This is a genomic window from Niastella sp. sgz303648 (assembly GCF_059587045.1).
Map to the genome: position 1 here is coordinate 78,757 of NZ_JCAPSW010000005.1, position 26,402 is coordinate 105,158.

Consider the following 26,402-nt stretch of genomic DNA (forward strand, 5'->3'; position numbering starts at 1 on the left):
TTATCCTATTCTATGATACAGCCATGCCGGCATCCATTTCATAATTTGTGCAATAAGCCACCAGCGGCGGGTAATGTATATGCGCCATTTCTTTTTTTCAATACCGCGAATAATTTGCCGGGCAGCTTTATCAACGGGTGCTACCCAAAAAGTTTTATCGGCTTTGGCCATTTTGGTGGCTATAAAGCCCGGCTGTACATCGGTAATTGCAATGTTCAGCTTCATTCGCTTTGCTTTTATGTGCAGACCTTCCATATAAGTGCTCATAAATGCTTTGCTGGCGCTGTAAGCAGGCGCCTGGCTGTTGCCCCTGTTGGCGGCAATGGATGAAGTAGCGGCAATTTGTCCGTATCCCTGTTGTACAAAATAATTAAAGGCATAATGAACGATCTCAATAAAGCCTTTTACATTGGTTTCGTAAGTGGTTTTATCAATGGTCCAGTTGAGGTTGTTGCCGGGTTCGCCATAGCCTGCATTGTAAATCAGCAGGTCCATACCACCCATTTGTTGTATGAGCGTTATCAGATGACTGATTGTATCGTTTTGCTGTACATCAAAACAGGCTGTAAAAATTTGCGCGGGATACAATGGTTGCAGCTCGTTCAGCAATTCTTTTCTTCTTCCGGTGATGCCTACGATATAGCCGGCTTTTGCATATAGTTCGGCCAACGCTCTTCCTATGCCCGAAGTGGCCCCGATGATAATAACTTTTTTATTTGAAGTAAACGTCATAGGCAAACCGAAGTATGGTAGCACATACAACTATAAGAAAAAATACTCTTATAAACGCATTCCCTTTTAATATAGCCAGTTTGGCGCCGGCCCATCCGCCCATAGCATTACAGGCTGCCATTGGCAGGGCAACTGCATAAATGATTTTACCGCTGAGCATAAAAAATGTAATGGAACCGAGATTGGTAGCCAGATTTACAAATTTGGCATGGGCGCTTGCTTTCAGAAAATCAAATCCCATTAAACCGATAAAGGAAAGAATTAAAAAACTGCCTGCCCCCGGTCCGATAAATCCATCATAAAAACCAATCACCAGACTAATCAATAAAGAATACCCGATTTGTTGTTTGTAACTGTGATCTTTTTCGGTATGCTCGCCAAACTTTTTATTAATGAAGGTATAAGTGGCTACAATCACCAGCATTATCAGCATCACCGGTTTCATAAAGCTGTTATTTACTTTTGTAAGCAGCGTTGATCCCGCAAAGGCTGCTACAAATGCCAGTGCTGCCATCAGCAGTATCAACAGCCAGTTTATCGGAACCCGCCGTACATATTGCGCGGTGGCAATACTTGTACCGCTGAACGACGGTATTTTTAAGGTTCCCATTACCGTTGCCAAAGGATATTGCGGTAACAATACCAGCGCTGCCGGCGTTTGTATCAATCCTCCGCCACCTGCTATTGCATCTGTAAATCCTGCCAAAAATGCCACAAGGCAAAGTAGAATTATTTCCATGCTGTTGTTCGTGAATGGTCAATGGTCAATAGTCAATGGTGAATAGAACCCGTACCCATTGCCTATTAATTATTGCATATTAATTTATTGTTTATGTCTTTCTTTTCATTACTGGCCACTTCCTGATTACCTTTTCCCTCCAAGCACTCCCATAAACTGCTTCCAGGGGCCAACGGCTTCGTCGTATTGTTTGGCCATTACCCGACTGAGCTGATGAATATGGGTTAGATCATGCACCACCCAGGCGGCGAGCAGCTGTCGCAATGTTACGTTCCCTAATGCAGGATGTATACCGGTACGTTCGAGCAGTTCTTCGTTTAATTGTGCCGCCTGTATCTGAAGCAGGTTGTTTTTGCGCAGTACTTTAAATTCATCCAGCAACTGGTTCATCGATTTACCACTGCTTTCTTTAATATGACCTTTCATATCGAACGGTTCAAACTGCCTGTTGCCTTCACCCAGAATAATTTTCATTCGTGGTATCCAGTCGGTCTTTTCGCCAAATACAAGGTGGGCAACAATTTCAAACGGGCTCCAGGTATCGCCGCCTTCGCTGCTGAATATCCAGGCATCATCCAATCCGAATAACAATGCTTCTGCAACCTGTGGTGTTCTTTCCAGTACAGGGATGGCTTTTTCTAATTCGAAGTGCATTCAGGATGTTTTATGCAGCGAAGGTACAGGATACCTGATACAAGTAAAGTAAGATGTAAAAACAGCAAGAATTGGAATGATAAGGACTTTGTTTCAGAATTAAACAGGCGCTCGGCAGAGCTTAAAAGCGGTAAAGTAAAAGGAGTTAAATGGGAGGAGGCAAGGCAAGGGATACTAAACGTAACCCTCGCCAAAAATATAAACGATAATCTCAAATTTTAGCCATCTATTCATCATTGACCCCGTCCTACCGGGTCATCCGGGCGGGCATTCACCATTCACTACATCAATGCGCAAAATCCGCTTCATAATTTCCGCTGATGCGTTCCATCGGCGGATTGAAATATCCGAACTTCAAATTCGGGAATTCTTCATGAATCAGTTCCTGTAATTGTTTTATACCCAGCAGTTCGCCGTTTTCGTAAGCGCCTATCTTTCCCATGTACCAGTCGGGATCGATGTTGAAATTGCGCCATTGTATCATGTTCAGGTCTGTTTCAATGATCAGCTTACGCAGCGCCTCATATTCTTCCACACTGTCTGTCATACCCGGAAATACAAAATAATTGATGCTCGTCCAGCCATTAAAGCTGCGCATCACTTTTAAACTTTCAACAATGTCTTCAAACTGATAGTTATTGGGGCGATAGTAGGCTTCGTAAATATGTTTGCGGGCCGAGTTGGTGCTAACACGAATAGAGTTTAATCCTGCCTCGCACAAAGCTCTTACCGCATTGGGTTTTGAACCGTTTGTATTGATATTGATACTGCCTTTTGGCGTATGCTTACGCATTTCAATAATCGCTTCGCGGATGGTTTCCCACATCAGCAGCGGCTCTCCCTCGCATCCCTGTCCGAAACTAACGATCGGGAAGGGCGCCGTTTCGAGGTGCGGTACGGTAAACTCTACAATTTCCTCGGCTGTTGGTTTGAAGGTTAAGCGGTCCTGAGTAGAAACAATTTCTTCTTCCTGCGGCTGAAACGAAATACAGCCGATACAGTTGGCATTGCAGGCAGGGGAAGATGGCACAGGACATTCCCAGCGGCCCATAAAATAGTTGCGGGCGGCCGGACAGTTATATGTTAAGCAACAATTTTCGGCCAGGTGTTTCACCAGCCGGTTTTGCGGATATGCTTTCAGAAAAGTATCTACACCGGTGCGGATGCGTTTGGTATCAAAACCGGCGCATTCCTGCCGAATATCCTGTTCGATGCGAACAGCCGGCACATAAAAAACATCATTTTGCCAGCCAACTGCGGTATAACAAAACAGGGGCAGGGTAGGCGCATCGGCAGCCGTTTCATAGGCGGCAAGATATAAACCGGTATGTGCAGGTGGAATAAATGCGGCAACGGCCCAACCTTTATCGCACAGGCGCATCTGGCCTGTTTGTACATCGATACCAATACTGCGGCGACCCGGCAGTTCGTATAACGAGCCGCCATCGGGTAATGTGATCCATTCATCAACCGGCACCTCAAAGGCATCCCATCCGGCGCGACCGGTTGCGTACAATGAAGTATCCTCAAAAATTTTTCCCTTCCCGTCGGAGTATAATAAATACGGCGAACTCTTTAATTCAGACATCTTTCCCTATTTTCAGCTAAACACAAAACACTTAACTCAAAACGCAAATACAGGGACCAGCGTTAAGCTTTTAGCATTCGGCATTAAGCCTGTTTTAAATAATGCCTGCAAAATTCGTGAATTTGATCGAGTTCTTCGAATTGAAGATTTTTCTGTAAATCAAAGTGATATAATTTATCGCCGGAGGCTTCAATAGTGATCGAATCGTATTGAGCCTCAATGCGGTCGATATTCGTCCAGATGATAAACCGGCTTTCGGGCAGGGCCGGAATGGTAATGCCCGTATGATGAATGGCCACAAATTCCGACGAAAGCAGTTTTTTCTCGCACCAGAACAGGTACATATAGGCAAAACTTACCAAAAGATGTGAGCTGCCCATCGCCCAGCTGGTTTCGGAACAAAGGTTAATGCCGATACCCAGAAAAAATACGATCTCTACCACTCTGAAGAACAGGTTTACCAGCGGCAGTTCAGCGGCAATATTTTTTCCGGCAAAAACGAGAATGAAAATGTCCAGCGCCATAAAAACCAAACAGCCGAGGTACAGCGGGCTTGAATGGGGTTGACGAATGTGCGACAAGGCATGCACCAGTATCAATGCCCCTGCAGCCAGGTGCAAAAATCGCCCGGAGCGTTTCAGTTTTTGAAATGCCGGATGAACAACAGGTAGTGATAGTGAGTTCATACTGCAGTAGTTTAGGAATTAGATGCCTGAAATAAACAATTCCATAAATTTTTTACCGGTTTTGCCTGATAGTTTGATGGTTGAATTGTTTGATTGCTGTCGTTGAATTTCGGAGAGCCTGATTAATTGTAAAAATGACCGGATATCAGGGGCCCGGCCATCAAACCACCAAACAATTTAACAATAAACATCATGCGTTTTTGTGCACTATAGTTTTTTATGATGAACATATTTTTTCAGTACGTTTATTCATTCCATAACCAAATCCATTTTGTATGTGTTGCAGAACCCCGTTCGCAATGCGATCCGCATCAATTTAAATGGTACCGGGCAATTCAGGCTCACTTTACTAAACAGCCAGGGACAAACTGTTTACCAGACAATTGTTAATGCAACCGGCAACCGGACAATAACAATTCCCGTAAACCAGCTGGCCAAAGGTGAGTACTGGCTTTCGGCAAACGTGAACAACCAAAAACTTCAGACGGTTAAAATATTGATAGAATAATATACTCGCGCAAAAGGCGCCAAGACGCAAAAGAAATGCAATAAGAAGTGATGGACTTTTTATTGCATTTTACTGTAATTATAACAAGGGAAACCTGCAAAAAGACAAGGAATTATTTGCGCCTCAGCGCCTTTGCGCGAAATTTATAAGTTAATTTTAAACCATGGAACAATCAGACAAACTCAACCGCATTGTAGAAGCCCGGATGAAACTGAAAAACCGGTTTGAAGAAAAGATCAAACAAACACCTTCAGTGGCCGATACAAACCCCATGGGTACCGGAGAACTCAACAGTCATGGTATGCCCGAAATTCCGGTAGGACAAATTGAAACACGCAAATGGCCGGTGCTTGATCTGGGCGTTCAACCTGATATTTCTTTGAACGAATGGCAATTAATTGTTGATGGTGAAGTAGAGCATCCGGTAAAACTGAACTGGAATGATTTTATGGCATTGCCGCAAACCGATGATACATCCGACTTTCATTGTGTTACTACCTGGTCGAAATTAAACATGCGATGGAAAGGTGTACGTCTGCTTGATATTGCATCCCTTGTTCAGCCAAAAGAAACAGCCACCCATATACTATGTTATGGGTACGACGATTATACCACCAATGTAGGTCTTGAAGAAGCGTTGAAACCCGATGTACTGCTGGTGCATACTTATGAAGATAAGCCATTGCCCAAAGAGCATGGCGGTCCTGTTCGTATGATCACCCCGCAATTGTATGCCTGGAAAGGATCAAAATGGATTAACAGAATCGAATTTCTGAAAAAAAATGTATTAGGTTTTTGGGAAGAAAGAGGATACTCCAACACCGCTTATCCCTGGCGAAACGACCGGTATAGTTAAGCCGTGCCACGGTTGGGAACCGTGGCACGGCTACATCTGATAAAACCGAACAGCGACTGTTCATTTTCGAACAGGTCAGAAACAGCTCATTTTCTTAACCGGCTATTAATGAACACCTTAATATTATGGCAATTTTATTGTACATATAAACAGCCTTGTATTATTTAGTTCAAATAATATAGCCATGCTGAAAAACTATCTCACTGTAGCCTTCCGGAATATATTCCGAAACAAAGTGTATTCAGCTATCAATATTGCCGGCCTGGCGATTGGCATGGCCGCCTGCTTTTTTATCTTCCTGTATGTACATTTTGAATTAAGCTACGACCGGTTTCATAAAAATGCCAACAGGTTATACCGGGTGCCAATGGTTTTTTCGGGAAGCTTTACCGGTCCCAATGCCTGCACACATCCTGCCGTAGCACCGGCTATGAAAACTGATTTTCCCGAAGTGATGGATTTTGCACGACTCGCACGGCCCGACATCTTTATGGGAACTTCTGCCATGTGGTATACCGATGAAAAAGGGAATAAAAAAATCTTTAATGAGGATAAGTGGTACATTGCCGATGCTTCTTTTTTAAGGATCTTTTCTTTTCCTTTTGTAGCCGGAGATCCCAAAACAGCATTAATAAAGCCGAACACAATAGTGGTTTCTGAAAGTACTGCTAAGAAATACTTCGGAAATAAAAACGCACTCGATAAAATTCTTACGATCAACGGCCTTGCCCTGAAGGTAACAGGTGTTTTTAAAGATGTGCCCGAAAACTCGCATATCAAATTTAATATGCTTGTTTCTTTTACTACAGCAGGTGAAAACTGGGGGTATGACAACTGGCGCTGGCCGGAGTTTTATAATTATGTTTTACTAACGCCGGGTGCTGACGCCAAAAAGCTGGAAGCTAAATTGCCTGCTTTTACCGAAAAACACCTGGGCAGCATAATGAAAGAACTAAAGTTTCATGTTGTGTTTCAAACGAACTATTAAAAAATCCTTCCGTTGTACATGTAGCGCCCTCATCAGAAATTCCCGGTAAAACCATTGTTGCGAGAAATGGTACTAAAAAAGCCAACCTCGATAAAACGCATAACCATATTACCGGTTTGGTAGAAATTGACCCGGAATTTGTTCCAACTTATCAAATGCAACTGGCGGCCGGAAATAATTTACCATCCGATTACCAGCCGGGAAATATTTATGAAACAAAAAAAGCCAAAGTGCTCATCAATGAAGAGTTGGTAAAAGTGCTTGGGTTTAAAAGTAATGAAGAAGCACTGCGCGAGCCGATTACATTTGTGGCGCCACCTGGTGATATAACATGTGAAATAGTGGGCGTAATAAAAAACTATCATCAGCGATCATTAAAAGACCCCTACGAACCCATTCTATATAATTATAACGGTTTTGGCAGATGGGGTTATTTTTCAATTAACCTTCACCCGAACGATGTACATCGAAATCTGGCTTACATAAAAGATATATACAATAAATTCTTCCCAGGTAATGCTTTTGAAAGCTTTTTCCTCGACGACTATTTCAATCGCCAATACCTGACCGATGAACGGTTTGGAAATATTTTCGCCCTATTCACCATACTGGCCATTATCATAGCCTGTTTGGGTCTTATCGGGTTATCAACCTTTGCCATACATCTGCGTACAAAAGAGATCGGCATTCGCAAAGTACTGGGTGCTTCAGTTCAGGGAATTGTATATTTATTTTTTAGTGATTTTATTAAGCTGGTTTGCATTGCAGCAGTCATTGCCATTCCGGTTGTTTATATTGCTGCCAGCAAATGGCTTAACAATTTTGCTTTTCATATTCAGATAGGGTGGTTCATATTTGTAGCAGCCCCGCTGCTGTTAATTGCCATTGCATTTATTACTGTTAGTTTGCAAAGTATAAAAGCTGCGCTGGCCAACCCGGTGAAAGCTTTACGTAGTGAATAATAAACACGTGTTGACTATGCGAAGATCCCGCAACAGGCGGGATGAAGTCGCTACGAAGTAAAAAAACAAAATTCACACAACTTTTACAAATAAAATACTGCGCTTCTACTAATTTTATGACGCTGGTAACATTACCTGCACCTTAATTAACACCCTTATATAGATGCAATGAAACCCATGCGTTTAATTACCAGTGGTATGTTTATCTTATTTATCGGCGCATGTCAGTATGTAACCTACACACCCCGAAGTAAAAGTAATATTCGTCGCCAAAAGCCATCGATACTCATTTGTGAACGAATTGTCGATTTCAGAATGGAGCAGATGCGTTGGCCGGTTTCAAAAGAAGATATTATCACCAAAGGAAAGAAGTATTACGACGCATTTCAGGGCTTTCCGTATAACGCCCTCTGGTTTAAAGAAAAAGACAGCAATACAATGATTTTTTATTTTTCTGATCACATAATCGACCGGGAAAATTTTAATACGCCACGAAAGACAGGAGAAATAAGGTATAAAGATCATATTGAAGAACAGTATAGCAATACACCACGGACTGATTTGAATGCCTATCACGGCTATATCAAATTCTTTAAAGTAAAAGATAAGTTCGCCTGGAAAATTAAAATGCAACGATGAATCGATAGACAATAGGCAATTAACAATAGGCAATGTGGCCAATGGCCACAGAATAGTGCTTCGAAACTATAAATCCCGAAGAGCGGGATTGCATATTGCTTTTTGTCAATTGCTTTTTACCCCCTCATAAATCTCCGCCTCAATCACACTCAACGTGCCCTTTGCCTTCGAGTCGTCGCGTGCCACGCCGTCATCTAATTTCTTGCCTGATACTTCTGCCATTATATTTCCCGCAGCATTTTTTGATGTGGCAGCCAGTTGTATACGAACCTTCTTTCCTTTGTGCGGTTTGCAAATAATGGTATAATAACCCAATGTTGGCTGCGTGCTTCCTGAAAAGACTTCTTTTCCATCTACTGTAATTACCAGGGGATAAGCCCGGCTGCGAAAGTTGTTTAATTTAAGCGTGATCTCACTTACGGTTGCTTCTCTTTCCAGTTCATATTCAATCCACGCAGTTGATAATTGACCATCATTTACCCAATCGCTCAACTCATTATCGTCGTAGCTGGCAAAGGCGCTATCGGCATGAGCGCCTGCTGTAGCTTTCACTATATTGATGGGGGTTCTTATAACAGTGTAGGAGGGTGTTAACGGGGTTGGCCCTCTTTCGAGTTTACAGGGTAGCGAAGACCAGGGCAATGTATTCGATAAACCATCTTTCTCTTCAAAGGGCAACGTAGTTAAAGAAAGCGTATCGGATTTCAATCCTTCAGCGGTTGCAGCAACAACTATTTTTCCGGCGGTAGTGGTCGATCGGATCAATACCCTGTTTACGCCATTCTCAACTGGTAAACTTTTGGCGAGAATATAATTATCTGGTCCCAGTGCCATGCCGCCTCTCCAGGTGGCGGGGCCATTAATTGCAAAGTTGATCATGTTCAAAGCAGTAGGACAACGATTGCCTTTTTCATCTACCACTTCTACTTCAATTAACAACACATCATGTCCATCGGCTATGAATGGCACCGGTCTTTCAATAGCGTGTAACCGAAGGGCTGCCGGTTTGCCGGTGGTATTAATCTGCATAGTGCACAGTTGTTTGCCTTTTTCATCGTAACCAATGGCGCTGATGCTTCCCGGTTGCCACGCCACTTCTTTAAACGAGAACAAAAAACCATCGCTTTTTTGTCCGTAGCCTAACGATTTGCCATTTACGAGCAGCTCAACTTTGTTTGCAGAAGAAACTACATATATATCTTTCTTTACACCTGGTTCATAATTCCAGTGACCTATTATGTGTATGCGGGGCGTTTCGGGGTTTACCCATCCATCCCACATGACCTGGTTTGCATAAAAATTTTGTTTTTTAATGCGTAACGCATCGACTTCGCCACTTCGACGGTAATTTTCTGCGCCGCGGTGATGCGTATTGGTTTCTGAAAAAACAATGTTCACGCCACCGGCGCTCACTCTTTTACCCGTTCCGGGACGCTCATCCCAGAACTCGAACCAGCGTTTTACATTTTCAACGGCATGTGATTCCATGTTACGGTTATAAGCTGCCGCATTTTGATTGTTATGCAGCGGTCCTTCGCCATCTTTGTGGTAGGGAGGTGTGTAATCGTCCCAGAATTTACGCGATCCTTCGTCGCGCGAATATTCCATGGCCCACATGGGTATATGCGCACTTTTATTGGTGTACAACATTTCGCCGCCATATTCAGCTGCTTTGCTGTCGAGCATTTCGCGCGAACCAATGGCCCTGCCTCCATGCGGATCATATTCATCGCGAATGGTTTTCATTTGCTGCATATGTGGCTCACTGATCGATTCATTGCCCGATTCATAAAATATGATGCTGGGATTATTACGGTTATAAATAATGGCATCGCGCATCACTGCCTTTCGTTGCTCCCACCGGGTTCCCTCGATATCTTTTTCGGCATCACCGGCAGGCATGGCCTGCATCAGTCCAACCCGGTCGCAGCTTTCAATATCCTGTTTCCAGGGGGTGATGTGCATCCAGCGTACGAGGTTGCCATTGCCTTCTACCATCAGGTGATTGCTGTAATCGCTTAACCACGCCGGCACCGATAATCCAATGGCCGGCCATTCGTTACTCGACCTTTGTGCATAGCCATGTACCATAATCACCCGGTCGTTCAGGTATATCATGCCATCTTTAAATTCGGTTTTACGAAAACCGGTTTTGGTGTTCACTACATCAACCGGTTTGCCATCTACTTTTAAAATGGTTTGCACATTGTATAAAAAGCCATATCCCCAACTCCAGAAATTCAGGTTCTGAACAACCGAAGCGGCCTGTACAACAGCAGTTGCCCCCGGCGCCACGGTTGTTGTAGAGCCGGCAAACGTGGCAACGGCCTGGCCATTCATATCGATGATCTCTACTTCATATTGTATGGTGGCCGGCTGTGCAGATTCGTTTTTTATTTGTGATGATGCATGAATAGCAGCCGTGCGCTCTTTAATATTAAACTGATCGGCATATACATACACACCGGTTGTACCGAGGTTGGTAAACAAAGGCAGGGTTTGATACACCCTGCCTGTTATATGCAGGAAAGTATTTTTTGAAATGCCTCCATAATTGGCATTGAAGTTTTTATCTTCCCATTGAAATTTTGTTTTTGTTGCCTGCTCATGATATTCCCAGCTGTTATCGATACGAACAGCCAGCACATTTTCGCCATCGAAGTTTACAAGATCGCTGATATCAAAACCAAATGCGGTAACGCCGTTTTCGTGCAGACCGATAAATTTTCCATTTAAATAAAATTCACCGGCCTGTCGTATGCCTTCAAATTCGAGGAAAACTTTTTGCGACCGGGCAGTTGACGGCAATTTAAAATGTTTGCGATACCAGGCGATGCCGGTGCTCAGGTCTTTGATATCTTTTTTAAAAGCATCATCTTCATTCCAGGCCCAGGGGAGCGTAACCTGTTTCCAGGCGGCATCATTAAAAGATGCTTCCCGCGCAGCAACCGTATCGCCTGTAAAAACCTTCCAGTTACTATTGAAATTATAGGTTGAACGCTGAGCGTTGGCCTGTATACCGGCAAAGACCAATAGAACCGGCAGCCATCTTTTGACCAGCGTAATATTTTTATGAATAAAATAAAAGGGAATGCGAAATGCAGCAATGCAGGTGTACATCATATGGCAATAATTCAATAAGTAAGCCGCGAAATAAAGTAAAGGCTTTCAAATATAAATGCCATAGTCAGGTGAACTGTCCTGATACGTCCTGAAGATACTCACGCGAAACATAATCATTTTAACTGCTCCTCTGCAAATTGCAGATACTGTTGCCAGTCGTACAGCGTAACACTATGCCTGCCTGCCCTGATATGATACCGCACTGTATTGCCCACCGGCTGATGCAGGCCGGGCATACTGTCAACATCAATTCCTTTTTTACCAAACAGGGCATATACTTTACCGGCTTCCTTTGCGGCTAAAAATTCACCTTTGGGGTCCGACCAGGTATCTTCAACAGCGCTGGCCACATACAACGGACGTGGCGCCATTAACGAAAGCAGCATATGCCCATCTACAGGAAGCGAATCCCTTTTTTGTCCATAGGTGGTATACTTTGCGCCAAACCAATGCGGGAATTTGGCGGTAATGATCTGCACGGTTTCGCCATACCATCGTTTCGACAGGGCAGCGCCGCCTTCGCCCGATTCATTTGAAATGATCAATGCAAAGCGGGTATCGCTGGCGCCTGCCCACAAAGCAGCTTTGCCTAACCGTGAATGTCCTATCAGCGCTACTTTATTTGCATTGATATCTTTATCGGTTTGCAGATAATCATATATCCGGCTCATTCCCCATGCCCAGGCGCCCATAGCGCTCCAGTCATTGGGTTGTATATTCAGCACATCTTTCAGCGTTGAACGAATGCCTGTTTGCCAGCCTGTAACCGTGTCGGGTTCTATATCGCCATAATAGGCAGTTGCCAAAGCAAAACCATGCGAAAGTATTTCATACAGTTGCCAGGCCGATGAATCTATGCCACGCGATGCATCGGTTGCCCTGTTGTTGATAGCGCCTCTGGCGCGGGCAGGCACCCAGCTGTTAGAGATAAGAATATTTTTATCGGCAACAATAGTATGATTGCCTCCGAAATTATACCCAACAAAAACAGGCACCGGTGCTTTGATTTTGTTAGGAATATACAGCAACACATCGGTATAAACCGTTGTATCGGCCGGTTGCAGATAAATTCGCACCTGTTTGCGGGTGGCAATTCCATCTAAAGCATTTTTATCCAGTTCGAGCAACCGAAAATGTAGCGGTACTTTTTTTGTGGGATATCGGCCAAACTGCACTTCTTCATACAAATGATAAATATAAGGGCGTTGTTTGGTCAGCCATTCCTTACTGCTGTTAACCTGTTTACCATCAGGCATTTTTAATACATCGGGCAGCGAATACGGGGGTACTTTGGCTTCATCGGTATTCGATGGAATGCTTTGTTGCGCCCGGCCAACGGTAGTTACCAACCAGCATCCGAGGAACAGTATTAAAGTAATAGAAGTTTTGCTGTAATTGATGTTTGTCATAATACAGGAAGGTTTCAGACAATTATAAGTAAATTACAATAATTACAACTCAAAATTAAAACCATTGCAACATGGCTACCGATAAAGAACCTACGTTGGGTAACGGAAAGATATGTTATATTGAAATGGCGGCTTATGATGTTGAGCGTTCTTCAGCATTTTATAAAGAAGTTTTTGGATGGAACATCCGCACCCGTAGCGATGGCGCCGTAGCATTCGACGACGGAGTAGGGCAGGTGAGCGGCAGTTGGGTAACCGGTAGGGTGCCATCCATTTCACAAGGACTGCTGGTATATATAATGGTTGATGATATTTATAAAACAATCGATGCCATTGAAGCCAATGGCGGCCATATCGTACAACCGGTGGGGTTAGATGCACCCGAAATCACCGCCCGTTTTGCCGATCCTGCCGGTAATATCCTCGGACTGTACCAGCAACCCGGATAAATAATATCGAATAACGAATGACCAATATTGAATATCGAAGTTTTCTTCACTTCAACATTCTACATTTAATATTCGATATTCAATATTTTGAACATTTTAACATATTCCTGAGTTTCCGAGGGTATTTTAATGTGGTGGTTAAACCCGATACCTCGAAAATCAGAATAGATTCATCTAAAACGAAAAAGCAGCCGCAGTAAGATCTTCACTTAATGCATTCTCCGGAAGGTTTGAATTACAAACACCCACCCAGGTAGTAGATGTTTAAGATTCGAAACCAGACTTCAGTCTTACGACTTCATATTTTTCAATATTTACTGAAAATAATGTAATTTTGGGTACAAAAGCACCCAATCATGAAACACAAAGCATTCATGAATACCGAATGGCGCAAGCTGATAATGATCAATTATATTACCGATGCCCGCCTGCTCGAACCTTTTATACCAGCCGAAACAGAGATTGATACCTTTAACAACAAAGTATATATTAGTCTGGTTGGTATGATGTTTTACAATACCCGGGTAATAAACATACCGGTACCCTTTCATACAACTTTCCCTGAAGTGAACCTGCGCTTTTATGTTCGCCGAAAAGTAAATGACCATTACCGAAAGGGCATTGTGTTTATTAAAGAGATCGTTCCCAAACCTGTGCTGGCCGTAATGGCCAACCTGCTGTATAAAGAACATTACGTTGCCATGCCTATGAACAATGTGAACCGGGTAACCGGTAACCAGTTACATATTGGTTACGAATGGAAATACAAAAATCACTGGAACAAAATGGAAGTAAAGGCAGGAACTGAAAGCATTCCCTGGCACGAAGGCACAGAAGAAGAGTTCATCAATGATCGTTTATGGGGTTATACCGCCGAAAGCGCCCTGTTAACAAGGGAATATTATGTAGAGCATCCCCGCTGGAATTTGTATCCGGTATTGCAGCACACTGTTGATTGTGATTTTGAGCAATTGTACGGAAAGTCTTTTGCCGAACTCGCTCATCAGGCGCCGGCATCGGTTTACCTGTGCGAAGGATCGGCCACAACGGTGTTTACGAATCATCAGCTGTCGTGAGGGTGAAATGGTGAATCAATAAACAATTGGCAATTTGCAATAGACAAAAGGGAATAACCGCTAAATAATTTGCCAATTGCAAATTGACTATTGCCTGTTAATTATCTTTCTCGCCCTGCTTTTAAACGCCGCCGATTCATACGGCCATCTTTCTTCAATGACCAGTTTTAATTCGGCTTTTATATCGGGGTATTCGTTCGACAGATTATCAAGTATTGTCAATGAAAATGCTTTTATGGCAGGAGCGGCTTCGTTGGAGGCAATTAAATCAAAGCAAATACTCATCAGTTGTCCGTGATAACGTTTGGGCACCTGTGCAAACTGCAGCAGTCGAACAATATTACGTATCACCGCATTATGCACGCCGGGTTGTTGCAGCAGCGGAAGTATTTGTTTATAGTAAGGCGTTATAAGCCCGGGATAATTGTGCACACAATAGCTCACCGGCCAGGCGGCCCGTTGGGTAACCCGGTATTCGCCTTTCAAAAAAAGCCGCATCAGTTCGGCAAACCGTTCTTTATCGTTGCCAACGTATCGAACTATTTTATCGCATTGAGCCTTGGAATGTTCTTTTTCGATGATCTTTAATAAATCCATGGGAAAATATTTATTACCGCTGAGATGCCTCCAACTGACTGATCCATTTTCTGGTGATCCACAAAGGAATAATACCGATAATGCCAAACATACAATCTATAACAATATGATACCAGGGAATGTGGCGAATGGGACCGGCAATCACCGCCAGCGGAATAACGGCCACGCAGCACAACATGCCCCATTCAATGATCCATTTGTTTCGTACCGGATCACGCCAGGGGCCTGTAAACGCCATGCCTATAACAAGATGGGCGAAGGCCAGCCAATCGTACCCGTAAAATAAAATCGGATGCAGGAAATCAACCTCCTTTACGGTAAGCCACACGTCTTTTAACCAACGCCCCAATAAGGATTCCTGCGAAAAAAGATGGTTCTTATTGATCCATTCCAATTCAGTATATACCGGAAATGCCGTAACGCCGCTTAACACCAGGGCAATGACAAAAAAAACAATCATTCCTCTGATGCGGGCCAATAGTTTTTCAGGAGTTACCATTTAAATTTGAAAATTAACCAATTTGAAAATTTGAAAATGAAGATAAATCAACTGCTTATTAGTGTAATACTTGTTACAATCATTACATCCTGCAATCATAAAAAAGGCATCGTTGTTTTTCAAACCGACTTTGGATTGAAAGATGGAGCTGTGAGCGCCATGAAAGGAGTGGCATCGGAGGTTGACCCCGATTTAAAGTTGTACGATCTTACCCACGAAATTCCGGCTTACAATATCTGGGAGGCGGCTTACCGGTTGCAGCAAACCGCGCCATATTGGCCTGCCGGAACCGTTTTTGTGTCGGTAGTTGATCCCGGCGTAGGCACCAGCCGTAAATCGGTGGTGCTGAAAACCAAAACAGGTCATTACTTCGTAACGCCCGACAACGGAACACTTACTTTAATTGCTCAAACACTTGGTATTGAGTCGGTACGGGAAATCAATGAAGAATTAAATAGAAGAAAAAACTCTCAGGCATCCTACACTTTCCATGGTCGCGACGTGTATGCCTATACCGGCGCCCGGCTGGCTGCCGGTGTGATCAGTTTTGAACAGGTAGGGAAAGAATTACCGGCTTCCGTAGTGACTCTTCCTTACCAAAAAGCTGTGTATCAGGGAGATTCGATACAGGGTAACATACCCATTCTTGACATTCAATATGGGAACATTTGGACTAACATTAATGATTCGATTTTCAAGATGTTACACGTGGAACCTAAAGTAAAATTGGAAGTAATAATCAAAAAGAATGACAGCCTGATTGTTGACCAGGATATTGAATTTGTACATACGTTTGGCGATGTGCCGGAAGGGAAAACGCTGGCTTATATGAACAGCCTGATGAACTTCTCCCTTGCCATAAACATGGGTAACTTTGCGGATTCTTTTAATATTAACAGCGGACCGGAATGGAATATTGTGGTGAAGAAGAAAAAACCGAGGTGAGAATTTGGAAAATTGGAAGTTTTTCAATAGAACAATTTGAAAATGAGCGGGATTGCAATTCCACTCATTTTCGAATTTTCAAATTACCTCATTTTCAAATTAACGAAGACTGGCCAGCACTTTCTGTATCATGCCATCCATGGCATTGCCTTCGATCCAGCGGGCAACGATCATCAGGTCGTGTTCGGGATCAATATAAATAATGTTTGAACCGGCGCCGATATGGGCAAAAGCAGTGGCCGGAGCGTGTGGGTAAAGCTTCTTTTCGGTGTTCAGGTAAAAATTCATAAATCCATAGGTGGGCTGAACGGTGGTTGGTGTATGAGCCATGTTCAGCCAGGCTTCCGACAAAATTTGCTTATCCTTCCATTTGCCGTTGTGCAGGGTCAGGTATCCGAAACGCGCCTGGTCGTATGCATTGATAAACAAACCACCGCCCCAGTGCGATCCGCCGCTTACCGATTGCATCAATTGTCCGTCGATGATCACCCACGAATTTTCGTAACCCGTCCACCGCCAGGTGCGCGAAGCGCCGATGGGGTCCATGATCTTTTCTTTCAAAACCACCGGCAAAGGTTGCCGCCAGATATTCAGCAATGCAAGCGCCAGTACATTCACCCGGGTATCGTTGTACTTGTACACCGTGCCGGGCGCATTTCGTTTGCGGGTCATCCAGTCTGATGAATTTTCTGTTGGTCGGTCGGCCCAGTCGGGCTTACCCCATAAAGTACCTTCCCAATCGCTGGTTTGTCGAAGCAAATGTTCCCAGGCAATGGTGCGGTTGTGGTCGGTATTAAACAAATCGATCACATCTTTACGCTCAAGTGCATCGGCTTTGTTTTCGGCCAGTCTGTTCGGTTCGTACGGAATAACCGGCGCCATATAGGGATACACTTTATCTTCAACGTGCGCTATGATACCGGCATCGTATGCCAGACCGGCCACTGACGACAAAAAACTTTTTGCTACACTGAACGTTTGATCAACCCGGCCCGGCTCACCCCATTCGGCAACGATGTATCCGTTTTTAATGATCAGTCCGGTTGCAGGGCCTCTTTCTTTTAAAGGTCCGGCCGGATATCCAAAAGGCTCACGACCGAAAGCACTTTGATAATGCGCTTTCTTCAGGTCGCGCGGTTCTTTCGATTCATGGGCCTCTGCATAGGAAATAGCTTCCTGTAATAAAACCGAATCGAATCCCATGGTTTGTGGCGACCGGTGTTCCCAGTTTCCGGGCTGAGGAAAATAAACGGCTGCTTTTTTGGGTTGAGCCGTCAATAATGTAACAGAAAAAACAGGAATGGCGATAAGGATAAAACGAAAGTGATACATCACTATTAATTTTTTTTAAAGATAACGACCGGCCGAATAACCAAGGCAATTTTAAAATGCCGGTCTGTTTTTCCGTTAACTAAATTCTCCGGCAACAGGATACCGGTAACAGGTAACAGGTAACCGGAAACCTGCAACAGATAACTTGTATCAGGCATTGACCATTGACCATTCACCAGTTACTTTTACAACTTATTTAAAAAAACTCTCACGGTTGTGCAATACCTTTAACCCCAAATCTCAAAAACCGGGAACACCTAACTAAGAACTCAGAACTTAATAAAATGACCATACAAAATCTTCATATTTCCCGGCGTGCGGGAATAGCAGAAAAAGGCATTACTGTTTTGGCAGGCGATATTGGCGGAACAAAAACCAATCTGGCTTTATACAAGGCTACCGATACCAGCTTAACTGTTTTACAGGCAGGCAGGTACCCGAGTGATGAGTATGCTTCGTGCGTAGACATCATGAAAAAATTTTTGTCGGAATATAATTTAAGTCTGCCCAACCGCATATGCCTCGGCGTTGCAGGCCCCGTACTGAACGGTAAAGTTGATTTAACCAACCTGAACTGGGGCATTGATATAACAGATGTGAGTGCGGGAATGGGTGTATCAGCCGTTTCACTGATCAATGATCTTGAAGCAACGGCTTACGGACTGGCCGGTTTAACTGAAGATGATTTTATTACGCTGCATGCCGGCGATAGCAGTATGAAAGGCAATATGGCCATCATAGCGCCGGGTACCGGGCTGGGGGAGGCTGGTTTATACTGGAATGGTGAAAATCATTTTCCTTTTCCGACCGAAGGCGGACATACTGATTTTGCGCCCCGCACGGATGTTGATATTGAGCTTTTACATTTTTTGCAAAATGAATATGGAGTGGTGAGTTGGGAAAAAGTAGTGGCTGGTCCTGCTATAGTTGATATATATCGGTTCCTGCGTGATGTAAAAAAAATGGAAGAACCGGCGTGGTTAACCGAAGCGCTGGCAGCCGAAAAAACCGATTCTGCCGTCATCAGTCAGTCGGCCATACAACAAACAGCCGCTCTATGTGTTGAAACCATGAATCTCTTCGTACGCTATCTTGCCCGCGAATCATCGAATCTGGTATTAAAAATGAAAGCTACCGGCGGATTATTTTTGGGAGGCGGCATTCCGCCTAAAATAGCACCGTTGTTATTGCAGAAACAATTCTTTGAACATTATATGGATTGCGACCGTATGCAGCACCTGCTCGACAAAGTTCCTGTTCGCATCATTAAAAATGATAAAACCGGGTTGATCGGTGCAGCATATTATGGAGCATACTTAATGTAGCAGGAAGCCGGAAGTAAGAAGTAGGATGTAAGAAATCTGAAAGTGCCGTCAGGCACAAAATGTTGGTAGTAGTAGTAGTAGAATGATGATGGGTATTAATTCGTTCCGTAGGGACGAAACAAAAAAACACCCGCATATTTACCGATATTCAATGCTCAACGGCAATTGAAAACGCAAACAGCCCCTTCAGCAAAAAAAAACAAACATCCCTTTAGGGGGCGGGGGTAGGCGGGAGTAAAAACAAGAACCGGTTATGCATAACCGGTTCCTGCGTAGTAAAGTTTACTTTTGAGAAGAAGAAGACTGAGATACGTTGAGATTCATTGTATCGGGTTTCTTCTTTGTTGTATCTTTCTTTTTCTTCGGAGTCGTATCCTGAGCGATATAATTGCCACTATACTCCTCTGCTCTTACAGGATGGTTTGAAATTACCATTGTAGCTGCGAAAATGCAAAGACCAACGCCTGCCGCTAAAAAGCTTCTTTTCATAACTTTGAGTTTTTAATATGTAAAAAATTAATAATGCCTACGTGTGGGCGGGTAGTTAGGTCTACTAAATCAGGTTCAAGCAATCAGATCGTAGTTTAGAATTGTAAGGATACCTGTAATCTAATAAAGATCATGCCAAAAATTTTACTCTTATCAAAAAATACAAAAAATCACCTATCTGTTATCCGTTAATACACTACAACATCTGCTTCAAAAAAGTGTTATTATAAATTGAAAATCTAAAAGATATATTCTCAAAACAATATTGCCGGTTCTTAATCGTCTACCTGTAAAAAACAAGTTGTTACCTTGTGAAATGAAGTCGGAAGTTCGAAGTAGGAGGTAGGAAATTTTCATGATTGTTTGCTGTCTACTGCCTAATTGCCTATTCACCACTCACTATAAATCGAAAAACATGGCCCGGGGAAACAGAAGCGATAACGGAATGCGGAAACCAGATATGCCGAAAGTAAAGCTATCGAAAGAAAATCTGAAAGAAGTATTTCTCATTTTTAATTACCTGAAACCGTACCGCTGGACGTTTATAACAGGATTGGTTTTTATTGCCTTGTCGGGCAGTACAACCATGGCATTTCCTTATTTGTTAAAAAAACTTATCGACAGCGCCCATAATATCAGTATCGGAAAAACAGCCATTGCGCCCGGCACCATCGCGTTATGGATGTTGGGAATTTTAACATTGCAAATGACATTTTCGTTTATGCGCGTTTACCTGTTTACCTACGTTGGTGAACATGCGCTGGCCGACATGCGAAGAGATGTGTATAAGAAATTGATCATGATGCCCATGAATTTCTTCGCCAACAGAAGGGTGGGAGAATTATCGAGTCGCATCAGCGCCGATCTTACACAAATACAGGACGCTGTTACAGGTATGCTGGCCGAAATTTTGCGCGGCCTGTTAACACTTGTTATCGGCATAGGATTGATACTTTATCTGTCGCCCCAATTAACCGCAGTGATGCTTTCGGTTTTGCCGGTGATCGTAGTGGCAGGGGTTGTATTCGGAAAAAGCATTCGCAAACTATCGCGCAAAACACAGGACCAGCTGGCCGACTCCAATATTATTGTACAGGAAACCCTGCAGGGCATCAGTAATGTTAAATCATTTACCAATGAGTGGTACGAAGCCAGCCGTTATACCCACAGTTTGCACGATGCTGTAAAACTGGCGGTAAGCAATGGCCGATTTCGGGGATTGTTTGTTGCATTTATGTTGCTGAGCATATTCGGCACTATTATATTAGTAGTTTGGTATGGCACAACGCTCATGCAGGCCGGCACTCTTTCATTTGGCGACCTTACGGCCTTTGTAGTATACACGGCTTTTGTTGGTGGCAGTATGGCCGGTTTTGCCGATCTGTATAGCACCTTGCAAAAAACACTTGGCGCTACCCAACGTGTTCGTGAAATATTACGCGACATCACCGAACCGGTTGCCATTACCGATGAACCGGTTGAAGAAAAAAATAAGTTACACGGCGCCGTTACTTTTAACCAGGTGGCTTTCAGCTATCCCTCGCGCCCCGAAGTGCAGGTATTAAAAGACGTAAGCATTATCGCTGACCCCGGCGAACAGATTGCCATTGTGGGTCCCAGCGGCGCCGGTAAAAGCACCATTGCCGCTTTGCTGTTGCGCTTTTATCAACCCGACGCCGGACAGCTATTATTCGATGGCAAACCGGCCGGCGATATTCCGCTTTCGCAACTGCGCAAACAAATGGCCCTGGTGCCGCAGGATGTGTTGTTATTCGGAGGCACCATTCGCGAAAATATTGCCTACGGTAAACCCAACGCCACACAAAATGAAATTGAAGATGCCGCCCGAAAAGCCAATGCCCATGATTTTATTACAGGCTTTCCCGAAGGCTACGACACCATAGTAGGGGATCGCGGTATTAAATTATCGGGCGGACAGCGTCAGCGGATCGCCATTGCCCGTGCTATTTTGAAAGATCCGGTTATTCTGGTGCTCGACGAAGCCACCAGCTCGCTTGATTCGGCCTCTGAATCGCTGGTGCAGGAAGCGCTCGACAACCTGATGAAAAACCGTACTTCTTTTGTGATCGCTCACCGCCTGTCGACCATTCGCAATGCCGATAAAATTGTTGTGCTCGATAAAGGACACGTTATTGAAACCGGCACCCATCAGCAGTTGCTGGCAATGGATGAGGGATTATATAAGAGTTTGAATAAACTGCAGTTGGAATGGGCCTCTGAGTAGTTTATAGTTTGTGGTTGCTGCCGCGCTTTGTAAATACCTTGCCTATATAACAGGCTCTATGTATTAGTCGCCGGAACTTTTAAAATTATAATTGGATAGACTGAACCGAAAGAACCATAAACCACAAACCAAAAACCAGAAACTATTCTACAAACCATAAACTAATTCATATTTCTGTTCCACAACCTGCTTCCCAAACCCCGCCGAAGGTTTTTCTTCCACCAGCTTAAATCCACTTTTACGGTAAAGATGGGCAGCGGCAGGCAATTCGCTGGTGGTCCATAAGTAAGAGGAGGTATACCGGTGCTCGCGCAAAAAATCCATATACAGGTCCATCAGTTTTTTTCCAAGTCCTATACCACGGTAAGCAGGATCAATAATAAAATAACGCAACTGGGCGGTATCGTTGCGATGCATCAATAATAAAAATCCAACGATGCGTTCATTGTGTTCGGCAATCCATACGCCATCTTTTTGGGGATCATAATTGTGCCAGAACTCGCATAAGCCTTCGGCCACATATACTTCGAACGGAATTTCATAATCATATTCTTTTTTGTAAAGCGAACCGTGCAAATAAGTAATATAGCCGATATCGCCCGGCTGCAGACAGGTGCGAATGGTAATATCATGTATTGAACAGATCATAAAATACTATTTCTATTTTTTTGAAAGAATATGCCGAATGCCATCGAGCATGGTAATTACATCCTGCACTTCCTGGTCGGTGAGTTTATTGACCAATGCTTCAATCGATTTGTCGGATGATTCATTTAACCGGTTAAATAATTTGTTACCCTTTGGCGTAAGCGAAAGAACAAATAAACGGCCGTCGTTATCAGATTGCACTTTTTTTACCAGGTTGTTGTTTACAAACTTCTCGATGATCCGGCTCAGGTATCCCTCATCAATCTGAATGGTGTTTTTTATTTTTCTGGCTGTACACAACGGGCTATGCCTGATCTCGTACAATACCCGCACTTCAGACAGGGAATAAGGGCTTTCGAGTATTTTTTGGTTTACCACACCAATAATATTGGTATAAAAACGGTTGAATTCGCGAATGGCAGCCACCGCCTCCGGTTTTTTGATCATGGTATGAAATTACAAAATACTTGACAAAGTCAAGTATTATTTGTTTGTAGTTTCTGGTTTATTGTTTGTGGTTCTTTCAGTGAATTTTACCGTGTAATTATAATCCTGTTGAACTTATAGGTGCGGGCTTACCAATGAAATTCCAAAGCGCGGAAAAACCTCAAACTACAAACCCCGTCCGACCGGGTCATCCGGGCGGGCACAAACCATAAACTGCATTTTTAGCGTTATTCAATTATCTTTGGTTACCTGAAGAGCCTGAAAAAGACAGGAATATAGAAACTATTTGATTTAAATCATATACCTGTTAACCTGCCGGTTTTCCCGATGGAAGAATTTACCGGCATCCGTACTTATTTTAAATTTTAAAGAGGATGAAAAAAACGATTTTAGTAATTATTGTGCTTGCCGTTGTTATTTTGATTGCCCGGCCCTTTTTTTGCAAGGGAGATGACAAGCCGGCTAATCAAAAAGAAGAAGCCAAACAACAGCCGTTATCGATTGCAGAAAATACCGATGTTTTTAACCAGTCGTTCACCCAATTACTTGATGCGTACTATAATTTAAAAGATGCCCTTGTGGCCAGTGATACGGCAAAGGCATCTGCAGCAGCCCGGTCGGTAGCCGCAGCGGCAGATAGTCTGAAAATAAACGAAATAAAGGGTGATAGCACTGGCGTAATTAAAGAAACGGCTAAAAATTATACCGGAACCCTTACAGGTTCATCACAGGCGCTGGCAGCAGAAAAAGATATCAATGCAAAAAGAAAAGAATTTGAGATGATTGCCGATGCGATGTGGACCCTTACGCGTACCGTTCGATATAAAGGTCAAAAAGTTTACTGGCAGTACTGCCCCATGGCTTTTGACAATAAAGGTGCTTACTGGATGAGCAACGAAAGACAAATTAAGAACCCTTATTTCGGTGATAAAATGCTGAACTGCGGTAGCGTGGAAGATTCGCTGGATTATTCAAAATAGTTAAGCATGCAACCTGCCACAGCCGGTATTCTGGCACCGAAAACGGAAATATTGCCGAATGAGAAGATTAGTTGCGATAGTAATTGGGGTGTATAGTGTACTGTCGGTGGCAGCACAGGATAAATTTACCCTCAACGGTTTTGTAAAAGACTCCATGTCGGGCGAAAGCCTTATCGGGGCCACTATTTCTGTTAATGGTCATGGAAAAGGAATTACCAGCAACCAATACGGTTTTTATTCCATTACCATGCCCCGCGGCACCTATACGGTAATTGCCTCTTTTGCCGGGTACCAGCCGCAGCAGGTTGAAATTACCTTCGATAAAAATATTGAACAGCACTTTTTTTTAGCCCCCAAAACGGTTTTACAGGAGGTGATCGTGTCGTCGCGCAAGCGGGATGGCAATGTGAAAAATGCGCAGATGGGAAAAATCGACCTGTCGATTACCCAGGTAAAATCGGTACCGGTATTAATGGGTGAAACCGATCTGTTAAAAACGCTGCAGTTGCTGCCGGGTGTTCGCAATGCCGGTGAAGGCAATACCGGTTTGTATGTGCGCGGAGGCGGTCCCGATCAAAACCTCATTTTGCTCGACGATGCCATTGTATACAACACCGGTCACCTGTTTGGCTTTTTTTCGATCTTTAATTCAGATGCCATCAAGAATGTTTCGTTAATCAAAGGCGGTATGCCGGCGCAATACGGCGGACGCCTGTCGTCGGTACTGGATATTGCCATGAAAGATGGCAATATGAACAAGTTCGAAGCAGAGGGGGGCATAGGGGCCATTGCGTCACGCTTATCTTTTCAGGGGCCCATCAAAAAAAACAAAGCATCGTTCATCATTTCGGGCCGTCGCACGTACATCGATGTGCTTACGAAACCCTTCATAACAGAAAAAAGCGATTTTTACGGATCGGGTTATTATTTCTATGATTTTAATGCCAAGGTAAATTATATATTTTCCAATAAAGACCGCCTGTACCTGAGCGGCTATTTCGGGCGCGATGTATTCACTTACCGCAATGCACGCCGGGCGTTTAAAGCCGATATTCCCTGGGGCAATTCAACAGCCACTCTTCGCTGGAACCATATTTTTAACCGTAAGCTGTTTGCCAATACCACCGTAGTGTACAACGATTATGCTTTTACGTTCGGCGCTACCCAAAACGATTTCAATATAAAGCTGTCATCGGGCATCCACGACTGGAACGCCAAAACCGACTTCGACTTTTATGCATCGCCGCAACACAAACTGCGATTTGGCGCTGTGGCCACTTATCATACATTCACTCCCAACGTTCTCAGCGGTAACGAGGGCGAAACCGTTTTTGAACCCAATAACGAATCGAGGAAATATGCTTTGGAAACCGGTGTGTACATACAGGACGACTGGGAAATAAGCAAACGGATAAAGATCAATGCCGGCCTGCGATACAGTCGCTTTACACAGCTGGGGCCATATAAAATTTTCAGTCATGACCTGAACGGCAATAAAACCGACAGTATTTCCTATGCCCGCAACAAGTCGGTAAAAAATTACGACGGACTGGAGCCCCGCCTTACCATTCGGTACAGTATTAACGACGCCACTTCTATTAAAGCAGCCGTTAGCCGCAATTTGCAATACATTCACCTCGTAAGCAATGCCGGTTCAACCCTGCCTACCGACCTGTGGGTACCCAGCACCTACCGGGTAAACCCGCAGATCAGCTGGCAATACGCGGCAGGCCTGTTTAAAAATTTCAGCGATAACATGTTCGAAACCTCGCTGGAGGTTTATTATAAAAAGATGGAAAACCAGATCGAGTATCGCGAAGGATACACGCCATCGCTGAAAGATCCGGAAGAAGATTTTGTATTCGGTGATGGCTGGAGCTATGGATCGGAACTGTTCGTAAATAAAACAAGGGGAAAGTTCACCGGATGGATAGGCTATACCTTATCGTGGACATGGCGCAAATTTGGCCAGCTGAATGGTGGCGAAAAATATCCCGCCAAATACGACCGCCGGCACGATTTATCGGTGGTAACCATGTATCAGCTGAGCAAAAAATGGAAAGTGTCGGGTGTTTTTGTTTATGGAAGCGGCAACGCGGTTTCATTACCCGAACGGTTTTATGTGATCGGCAATGTGCTTACACAGGAATACAGCAAAATAAACCAATACCGGCTGGCCCCTTATCATCGTATGGACCTGTCGGCCACGTATACACCCCATACCCGGCCCGGTCAAAAATGGCAGCAAAGCTGGGTTTTTAGTGTTTACAATGTGTACAGCCGTTTGAATCCCTATTTTATATTCTTCGACCAGGACGGCAGCCCTTACGACGGCACCCTGAGCATTAAAACACAGCAGGTATCGCTGTTCCCCATCATTCCGGCGGTTACGTGGAATTTTAAGTTTTGAGCGCTTCTGCATATAGGCACATACACATTAATGTTATGCCATATTTGATAAATGGTACAAAAAAACATGCAGCATA

Annotated in this window: 25 protein-coding genes; 12 read left to right on the forward strand and 13 right to left on the reverse strand. The window is 43.8% G+C overall.

What is annotated here, in order from left to right; translation table 11 throughout:
- The 5 genes from AC59IL_RS15925 to AC59IL_RS15945 form a co-directional block, all read right to left on the reverse strand.
- Positions 1 to 732, reverse strand: coding sequence for an SDR family NAD(P)-dependent oxidoreductase (locus tag AC59IL_RS15925; RefSeq protein WP_496553153.1), 732 nt, complete (start codon positions 730 to 732; stop codon positions 1 to 3).
- Complete coding sequence (locus tag AC59IL_RS15930) at positions 713 to 1,471, reverse strand: sulfite exporter TauE/SafE family protein (protein WP_496553154.1); 759 nt, start codon at positions 1,469 to 1,471, stop codon at positions 713 to 715. The genes AC59IL_RS15925 and AC59IL_RS15930 overlap by 20 nt, the downstream gene beginning before the upstream one ends.
- A 126-nt stretch (positions 1,472 to 1,597) precedes the next feature.
- Positions 1,598 to 2,125 carry a DinB family protein gene (locus tag AC59IL_RS15935; RefSeq protein ID WP_496553155.1) on the reverse strand — a complete coding sequence of 176 codons (528 nt, stop codon included), beginning with the start codon at positions 2,123 to 2,125 and terminating at the stop codon, positions 1,598 to 1,600.
- A 286-nt stretch (positions 2,126 to 2,411) separates the two neighbouring features.
- The gene (locus AC59IL_RS15940; RefSeq protein WP_496553156.1) at positions 2,412 to 3,713 is read right to left on the reverse strand and encodes a radical SAM family protein; all 1,302 of its coding nucleotides are present in this window, start codon (positions 3,711 to 3,713) and stop codon (positions 2,412 to 2,414) included.
- A gap of 83 nt (positions 3,714 to 3,796) precedes the next feature.
- Positions 3,797 to 4,399, reverse strand: a complete 603-nt coding sequence (locus AC59IL_RS15945; protein ID WP_496553157.1) for a hypothetical protein — start codon at positions 4,397 to 4,399, stop codon at positions 3,797 to 3,799.
- 277 nt (positions 4,400 to 4,676) lie between these two features.
- Here AC59IL_RS15945 and AC59IL_RS15950 point away from each other — a divergent pair, with 277 nt between their 5' ends.
- The 5 genes from AC59IL_RS15950 (at position 4,677) to AC59IL_RS15970 (ending at position 8,352) form a co-directional block, all read left to right on the forward strand.
- Entirely contained in the window at positions 4,677 to 4,907 is a 231-nt protein-coding gene (locus tag AC59IL_RS15950) for a T9SS type A sorting domain-containing protein (RefSeq protein ID WP_496553599.1), read from the forward strand.
- 163 nt (positions 4,908 to 5,070) lie between these two features.
- Positions 5,071 to 5,763 carry a sulfite oxidase-like oxidoreductase gene (locus AC59IL_RS15955; protein WP_496553158.1) on the forward strand — a complete coding sequence of 231 codons (693 nt, stop codon included), beginning with the start codon at positions 5,071 to 5,073 and terminating at the stop codon, positions 5,761 to 5,763.
- 184 nt (positions 5,764 to 5,947) lie between these two features.
- Positions 5,948 to 6,751 carry an ABC transporter permease gene (locus tag AC59IL_RS15960; RefSeq protein ID WP_496553159.1) on the forward strand — a complete coding sequence of 268 codons (804 nt, stop codon included), beginning with the start codon at positions 5,948 to 5,950 and terminating at the stop codon, positions 6,749 to 6,751.
- A 116-nt stretch (positions 6,752 to 6,867) separates the two neighbouring features.
- Entirely contained in the window at positions 6,868 to 7,713 is an 846-nt protein-coding gene (locus tag AC59IL_RS15965) for an ABC transporter permease (RefSeq protein WP_496553160.1), read from the forward strand.
- A 168-nt stretch (positions 7,714 to 7,881) separates the two neighbouring features.
- Positions 7,882 to 8,352 (forward strand): hypothetical protein, encoded by a 471-nt coding sequence (locus tag AC59IL_RS15970; RefSeq protein ID WP_496553161.1) that lies wholly within the window; start codon positions 7,882 to 7,884, stop codon positions 8,350 to 8,352.
- 105 nt (positions 8,353 to 8,457) lie between these two features.
- Here the strand turns inward: AC59IL_RS15970 and AC59IL_RS15975 are convergent, their stop codons facing one another.
- Together AC59IL_RS15975 and AC59IL_RS15980 are read right to left on the reverse strand one after the other, a co-directional pair.
- Positions 8,458 to 11,475 carry a glycoside hydrolase family 2 protein gene (locus AC59IL_RS15975; protein WP_496553162.1) on the reverse strand — a complete coding sequence of 1,006 codons (3,018 nt, stop codon included), beginning with the start codon at positions 11,473 to 11,475 and terminating at the stop codon, positions 8,458 to 8,460.
- Positions 11,476 to 11,588: 113 nt separating this feature from the next.
- Positions 11,589 to 12,884 carry a glucuronyl esterase domain-containing protein gene (locus AC59IL_RS15980; RefSeq protein WP_496553163.1) on the reverse strand — a complete coding sequence of 432 codons (1,296 nt, stop codon included), beginning with the start codon at positions 12,882 to 12,884 and terminating at the stop codon, positions 11,589 to 11,591.
- 71 nt (positions 12,885 to 12,955) lie between these two features.
- Here AC59IL_RS15980 and AC59IL_RS15985 point away from each other — a divergent pair, with 71 nt between their 5' ends.
- Both AC59IL_RS15985 and AC59IL_RS15990 read left to right on the forward strand, forming a co-directional pair.
- Positions 12,956 to 13,333, forward strand: a complete 378-nt coding sequence (locus tag AC59IL_RS15985; protein ID WP_496553164.1) for a VOC family protein — start codon at positions 12,956 to 12,958, stop codon at positions 13,331 to 13,333.
- Positions 13,334 to 13,689: 356 nt separating this feature from the next.
- Positions 13,690 to 14,409 (forward strand): YqjF family protein, encoded by a 720-nt coding sequence (locus tag AC59IL_RS15990; RefSeq protein ID WP_496553165.1) that lies wholly within the window; start codon positions 13,690 to 13,692, stop codon positions 14,407 to 14,409.
- A gap of 87 nt (positions 14,410 to 14,496) precedes the next feature.
- Here the strand turns inward: AC59IL_RS15990 and AC59IL_RS15995 are convergent, their stop codons facing one another.
- The gene (locus AC59IL_RS15995) at positions 14,497 to 15,006 is read right to left on the reverse strand and encodes a HEAT-like fold family protein (RefSeq protein ID WP_496553166.1); all 510 of its coding nucleotides are present in this window, start codon (positions 15,004 to 15,006) and stop codon (positions 14,497 to 14,499) included.
- A 13-nt stretch (positions 15,007 to 15,019) separates the two neighbouring features.
- Positions 15,020 to 15,505 (reverse strand): hypothetical protein, encoded by a 486-nt coding sequence (locus AC59IL_RS16000; protein WP_496553167.1) that lies wholly within the window; start codon positions 15,503 to 15,505, stop codon positions 15,020 to 15,022.
- 36 nt (positions 15,506 to 15,541) lie between these two features.
- Between AC59IL_RS16000 and AC59IL_RS16005 the strand changes: the two genes are divergently transcribed.
- On the forward strand, positions 15,542 to 16,450 hold the full coding sequence (locus AC59IL_RS16005; RefSeq protein ID WP_496553168.1) for an SAM hydrolase/SAM-dependent halogenase family protein: 909 nt from the start codon (positions 15,542 to 15,544) through the stop codon (positions 16,448 to 16,450).
- 99 nt (positions 16,451 to 16,549) lie between these two features.
- Here AC59IL_RS16005 and AC59IL_RS16010 read toward each other — a convergent pair whose 3' ends face one another.
- On the reverse strand, positions 16,550 to 17,782 hold the full coding sequence (locus AC59IL_RS16010) for a serine hydrolase domain-containing protein (protein ID WP_496553169.1): 1,233 nt from the start codon (positions 17,780 to 17,782) through the stop codon (positions 16,550 to 16,552).
- Positions 17,783 to 18,066: 284 nt separating this feature from the next.
- Between AC59IL_RS16010 and glk the strand changes: the two genes are divergently transcribed.
- Positions 18,067 to 19,107, forward strand: coding sequence for a glucokinase (glk, locus tag AC59IL_RS16015; RefSeq protein WP_496553170.1), 1,041 nt, complete (start codon positions 18,067 to 18,069; stop codon positions 19,105 to 19,107).
- 282 nt (positions 19,108 to 19,389) lie between these two features.
- On the opposite strand, the gene AC59IL_RS16020 is transcribed toward glk, so the two are convergent.
- Positions 19,390 to 19,596 (reverse strand): hypothetical protein, encoded by a 207-nt coding sequence (locus AC59IL_RS16020; RefSeq protein WP_496553171.1) that lies wholly within the window; start codon positions 19,594 to 19,596, stop codon positions 19,390 to 19,392.
- 460 nt (positions 19,597 to 20,056) lie between these two features.
- On the opposite strand from AC59IL_RS16020, the gene AC59IL_RS16025 reads away from it, so the two are divergent.
- Entirely contained in the window at positions 20,057 to 21,841 is a 1,785-nt protein-coding gene (locus tag AC59IL_RS16025) for an ABC transporter ATP-binding protein (RefSeq protein ID WP_496553172.1), read from the forward strand.
- A gap of 147 nt (positions 21,842 to 21,988) precedes the next feature.
- On the opposite strand, the gene AC59IL_RS16030 is transcribed toward AC59IL_RS16025, so the two are convergent.
- On the reverse strand, positions 21,989 to 22,489 hold the full coding sequence (locus AC59IL_RS16030) for a GNAT family N-acetyltransferase (RefSeq protein WP_496553173.1): 501 nt from the start codon (positions 22,487 to 22,489) through the stop codon (positions 21,989 to 21,991).
- 12 nt (positions 22,490 to 22,501) lie between these two features.
- Complete coding sequence (locus AC59IL_RS16035; protein WP_496553174.1) at positions 22,502 to 22,936, reverse strand: MarR family winged helix-turn-helix transcriptional regulator; 435 nt, start codon at positions 22,934 to 22,936, stop codon at positions 22,502 to 22,504.
- Positions 22,937 to 23,310: 374 nt separating this feature from the next.
- On the opposite strand from AC59IL_RS16035, the gene AC59IL_RS16040 reads away from it, so the two are divergent.
- Positions 23,311 to 23,916, forward strand: a complete 606-nt coding sequence (locus AC59IL_RS16040) for a DUF3347 domain-containing protein (RefSeq protein ID WP_496553175.1) — start codon at positions 23,311 to 23,313, stop codon at positions 23,914 to 23,916.
- Positions 23,917 to 23,974: 58 nt separating this feature from the next.
- A complete protein-coding gene (locus AC59IL_RS16045) occupies positions 23,975 to 26,326 on the forward strand; it encodes a TonB-dependent receptor (RefSeq protein WP_496553176.1) in 2,352 nt (783 codons plus the stop codon).
- The last annotated feature ends 76 nt before the right edge of the window (positions 26,327 to 26,402 follow it).

What these genes read in the sequence shown, in the direction of transcription:
- AC59IL_RS15925 (WP_496553153.1), bottom strand. Translation starts at nt 732, where the DNA reads ATGACGTTTACTTCAAATAAAAAAGTTATTATCATCGGGGCCACTTCG.
- AC59IL_RS15930 (WP_496553154.1), bottom strand. Translation starts at nt 1,471, where the DNA reads ATGGAAATAATTCTACTTTGCCTTGTGGCATTTTTGGCAGGATTTACA.
- AC59IL_RS15935 (WP_496553155.1), bottom strand. Translation starts at nt 2,125, where the DNA reads ATGCACTTCGAATTAGAAAAAGCCATCCCTGTACTGGAAAGAACACCA.
- AC59IL_RS15940 (WP_496553156.1), bottom strand. Translation starts at nt 3,713, where the DNA reads ATGTCTGAATTAAAGAGTTCGCCGTATTTATTATACTCCGACGGGAAG.
- AC59IL_RS15945 (WP_496553157.1), bottom strand. Translation starts at nt 4,399, where the DNA reads ATGAACTCACTATCACTACCTGTTGTTCATCCGGCATTTCAAAAACTG.
- AC59IL_RS15955 (WP_496553158.1), top strand. Translation starts at nt 5,071, where the DNA reads ATGGAACAATCAGACAAACTCAACCGCATTGTAGAAGCCCGGATGAAA.
- AC59IL_RS15960 (WP_496553159.1), top strand. Translation starts at nt 5,948, where the DNA reads ATGCTGAAAAACTATCTCACTGTAGCCTTCCGGAATATATTCCGAAAC.
- AC59IL_RS15970 (WP_496553161.1), top strand. Translation starts at nt 7,882, where the DNA reads ATGAAACCCATGCGTTTAATTACCAGTGGTATGTTTATCTTATTTATC.
- AC59IL_RS15975 (WP_496553162.1), bottom strand. Translation starts at nt 11,475, where the DNA reads ATGATGTACACCTGCATTGCTGCATTTCGCATTCCCTTTTATTTTATT.
- AC59IL_RS15980 (WP_496553163.1), bottom strand. Translation starts at nt 12,884, where the DNA reads ATGACAAACATCAATTACAGCAAAACTTCTATTACTTTAATACTGTTC.
- AC59IL_RS15985 (WP_496553164.1), top strand. Translation starts at nt 12,956, where the DNA reads ATGGCTACCGATAAAGAACCTACGTTGGGTAACGGAAAGATATGTTAT.
- AC59IL_RS15990 (WP_496553165.1), top strand. Translation starts at nt 13,690, where the DNA reads ATGAAACACAAAGCATTCATGAATACCGAATGGCGCAAGCTGATAATG.
- AC59IL_RS15995 (WP_496553166.1), bottom strand. Translation starts at nt 15,006, where the DNA reads ATGGATTTATTAAAGATCATCGAAAAAGAACATTCCAAGGCTCAATGC.
- AC59IL_RS16000 (WP_496553167.1), bottom strand. Translation starts at nt 15,505, where the DNA reads ATGGTAACTCCTGAAAAACTATTGGCCCGCATCAGAGGAATGATTGTT.
- AC59IL_RS16005 (WP_496553168.1), top strand. Translation starts at nt 15,542, where the DNA reads ATGAAGATAAATCAACTGCTTATTAGTGTAATACTTGTTACAATCATT.
- AC59IL_RS16010 (WP_496553169.1), bottom strand. Translation starts at nt 17,782, where the DNA reads ATGTATCACTTTCGTTTTATCCTTATCGCCATTCCTGTTTTTTCTGTT.
- glk (WP_496553170.1), top strand. Translation starts at nt 18,067, where the DNA reads ATGACCATACAAAATCTTCATATTTCCCGGCGTGCGGGAATAGCAGAA.
- AC59IL_RS16020 (WP_496553171.1), bottom strand. Translation starts at nt 19,596, where the DNA reads ATGAAAAGAAGCTTTTTAGCGGCAGGCGTTGGTCTTTGCATTTTCGCA.
- AC59IL_RS16025 (WP_496553172.1), top strand. Translation starts at nt 20,057, where the DNA reads ATGCCGAAAGTAAAGCTATCGAAAGAAAATCTGAAAGAAGTATTTCTC.
- AC59IL_RS16030 (WP_496553173.1), bottom strand. Translation starts at nt 22,489, where the DNA reads ATGATCTGTTCAATACATGATATTACCATTCGCACCTGTCTGCAGCCG.
- AC59IL_RS16035 (WP_496553174.1), bottom strand. Translation starts at nt 22,936, where the DNA reads ATGATCAAAAAACCGGAGGCGGTGGCTGCCATTCGCGAATTCAACCGT.
- AC59IL_RS16040 (WP_496553175.1), top strand. Translation starts at nt 23,311, where the DNA reads ATGAAAAAAACGATTTTAGTAATTATTGTGCTTGCCGTTGTTATTTTG.
- AC59IL_RS16045 (WP_496553176.1), top strand. Translation starts at nt 23,975, where the DNA reads ATGAGAAGATTAGTTGCGATAGTAATTGGGGTGTATAGTGTACTGTCG.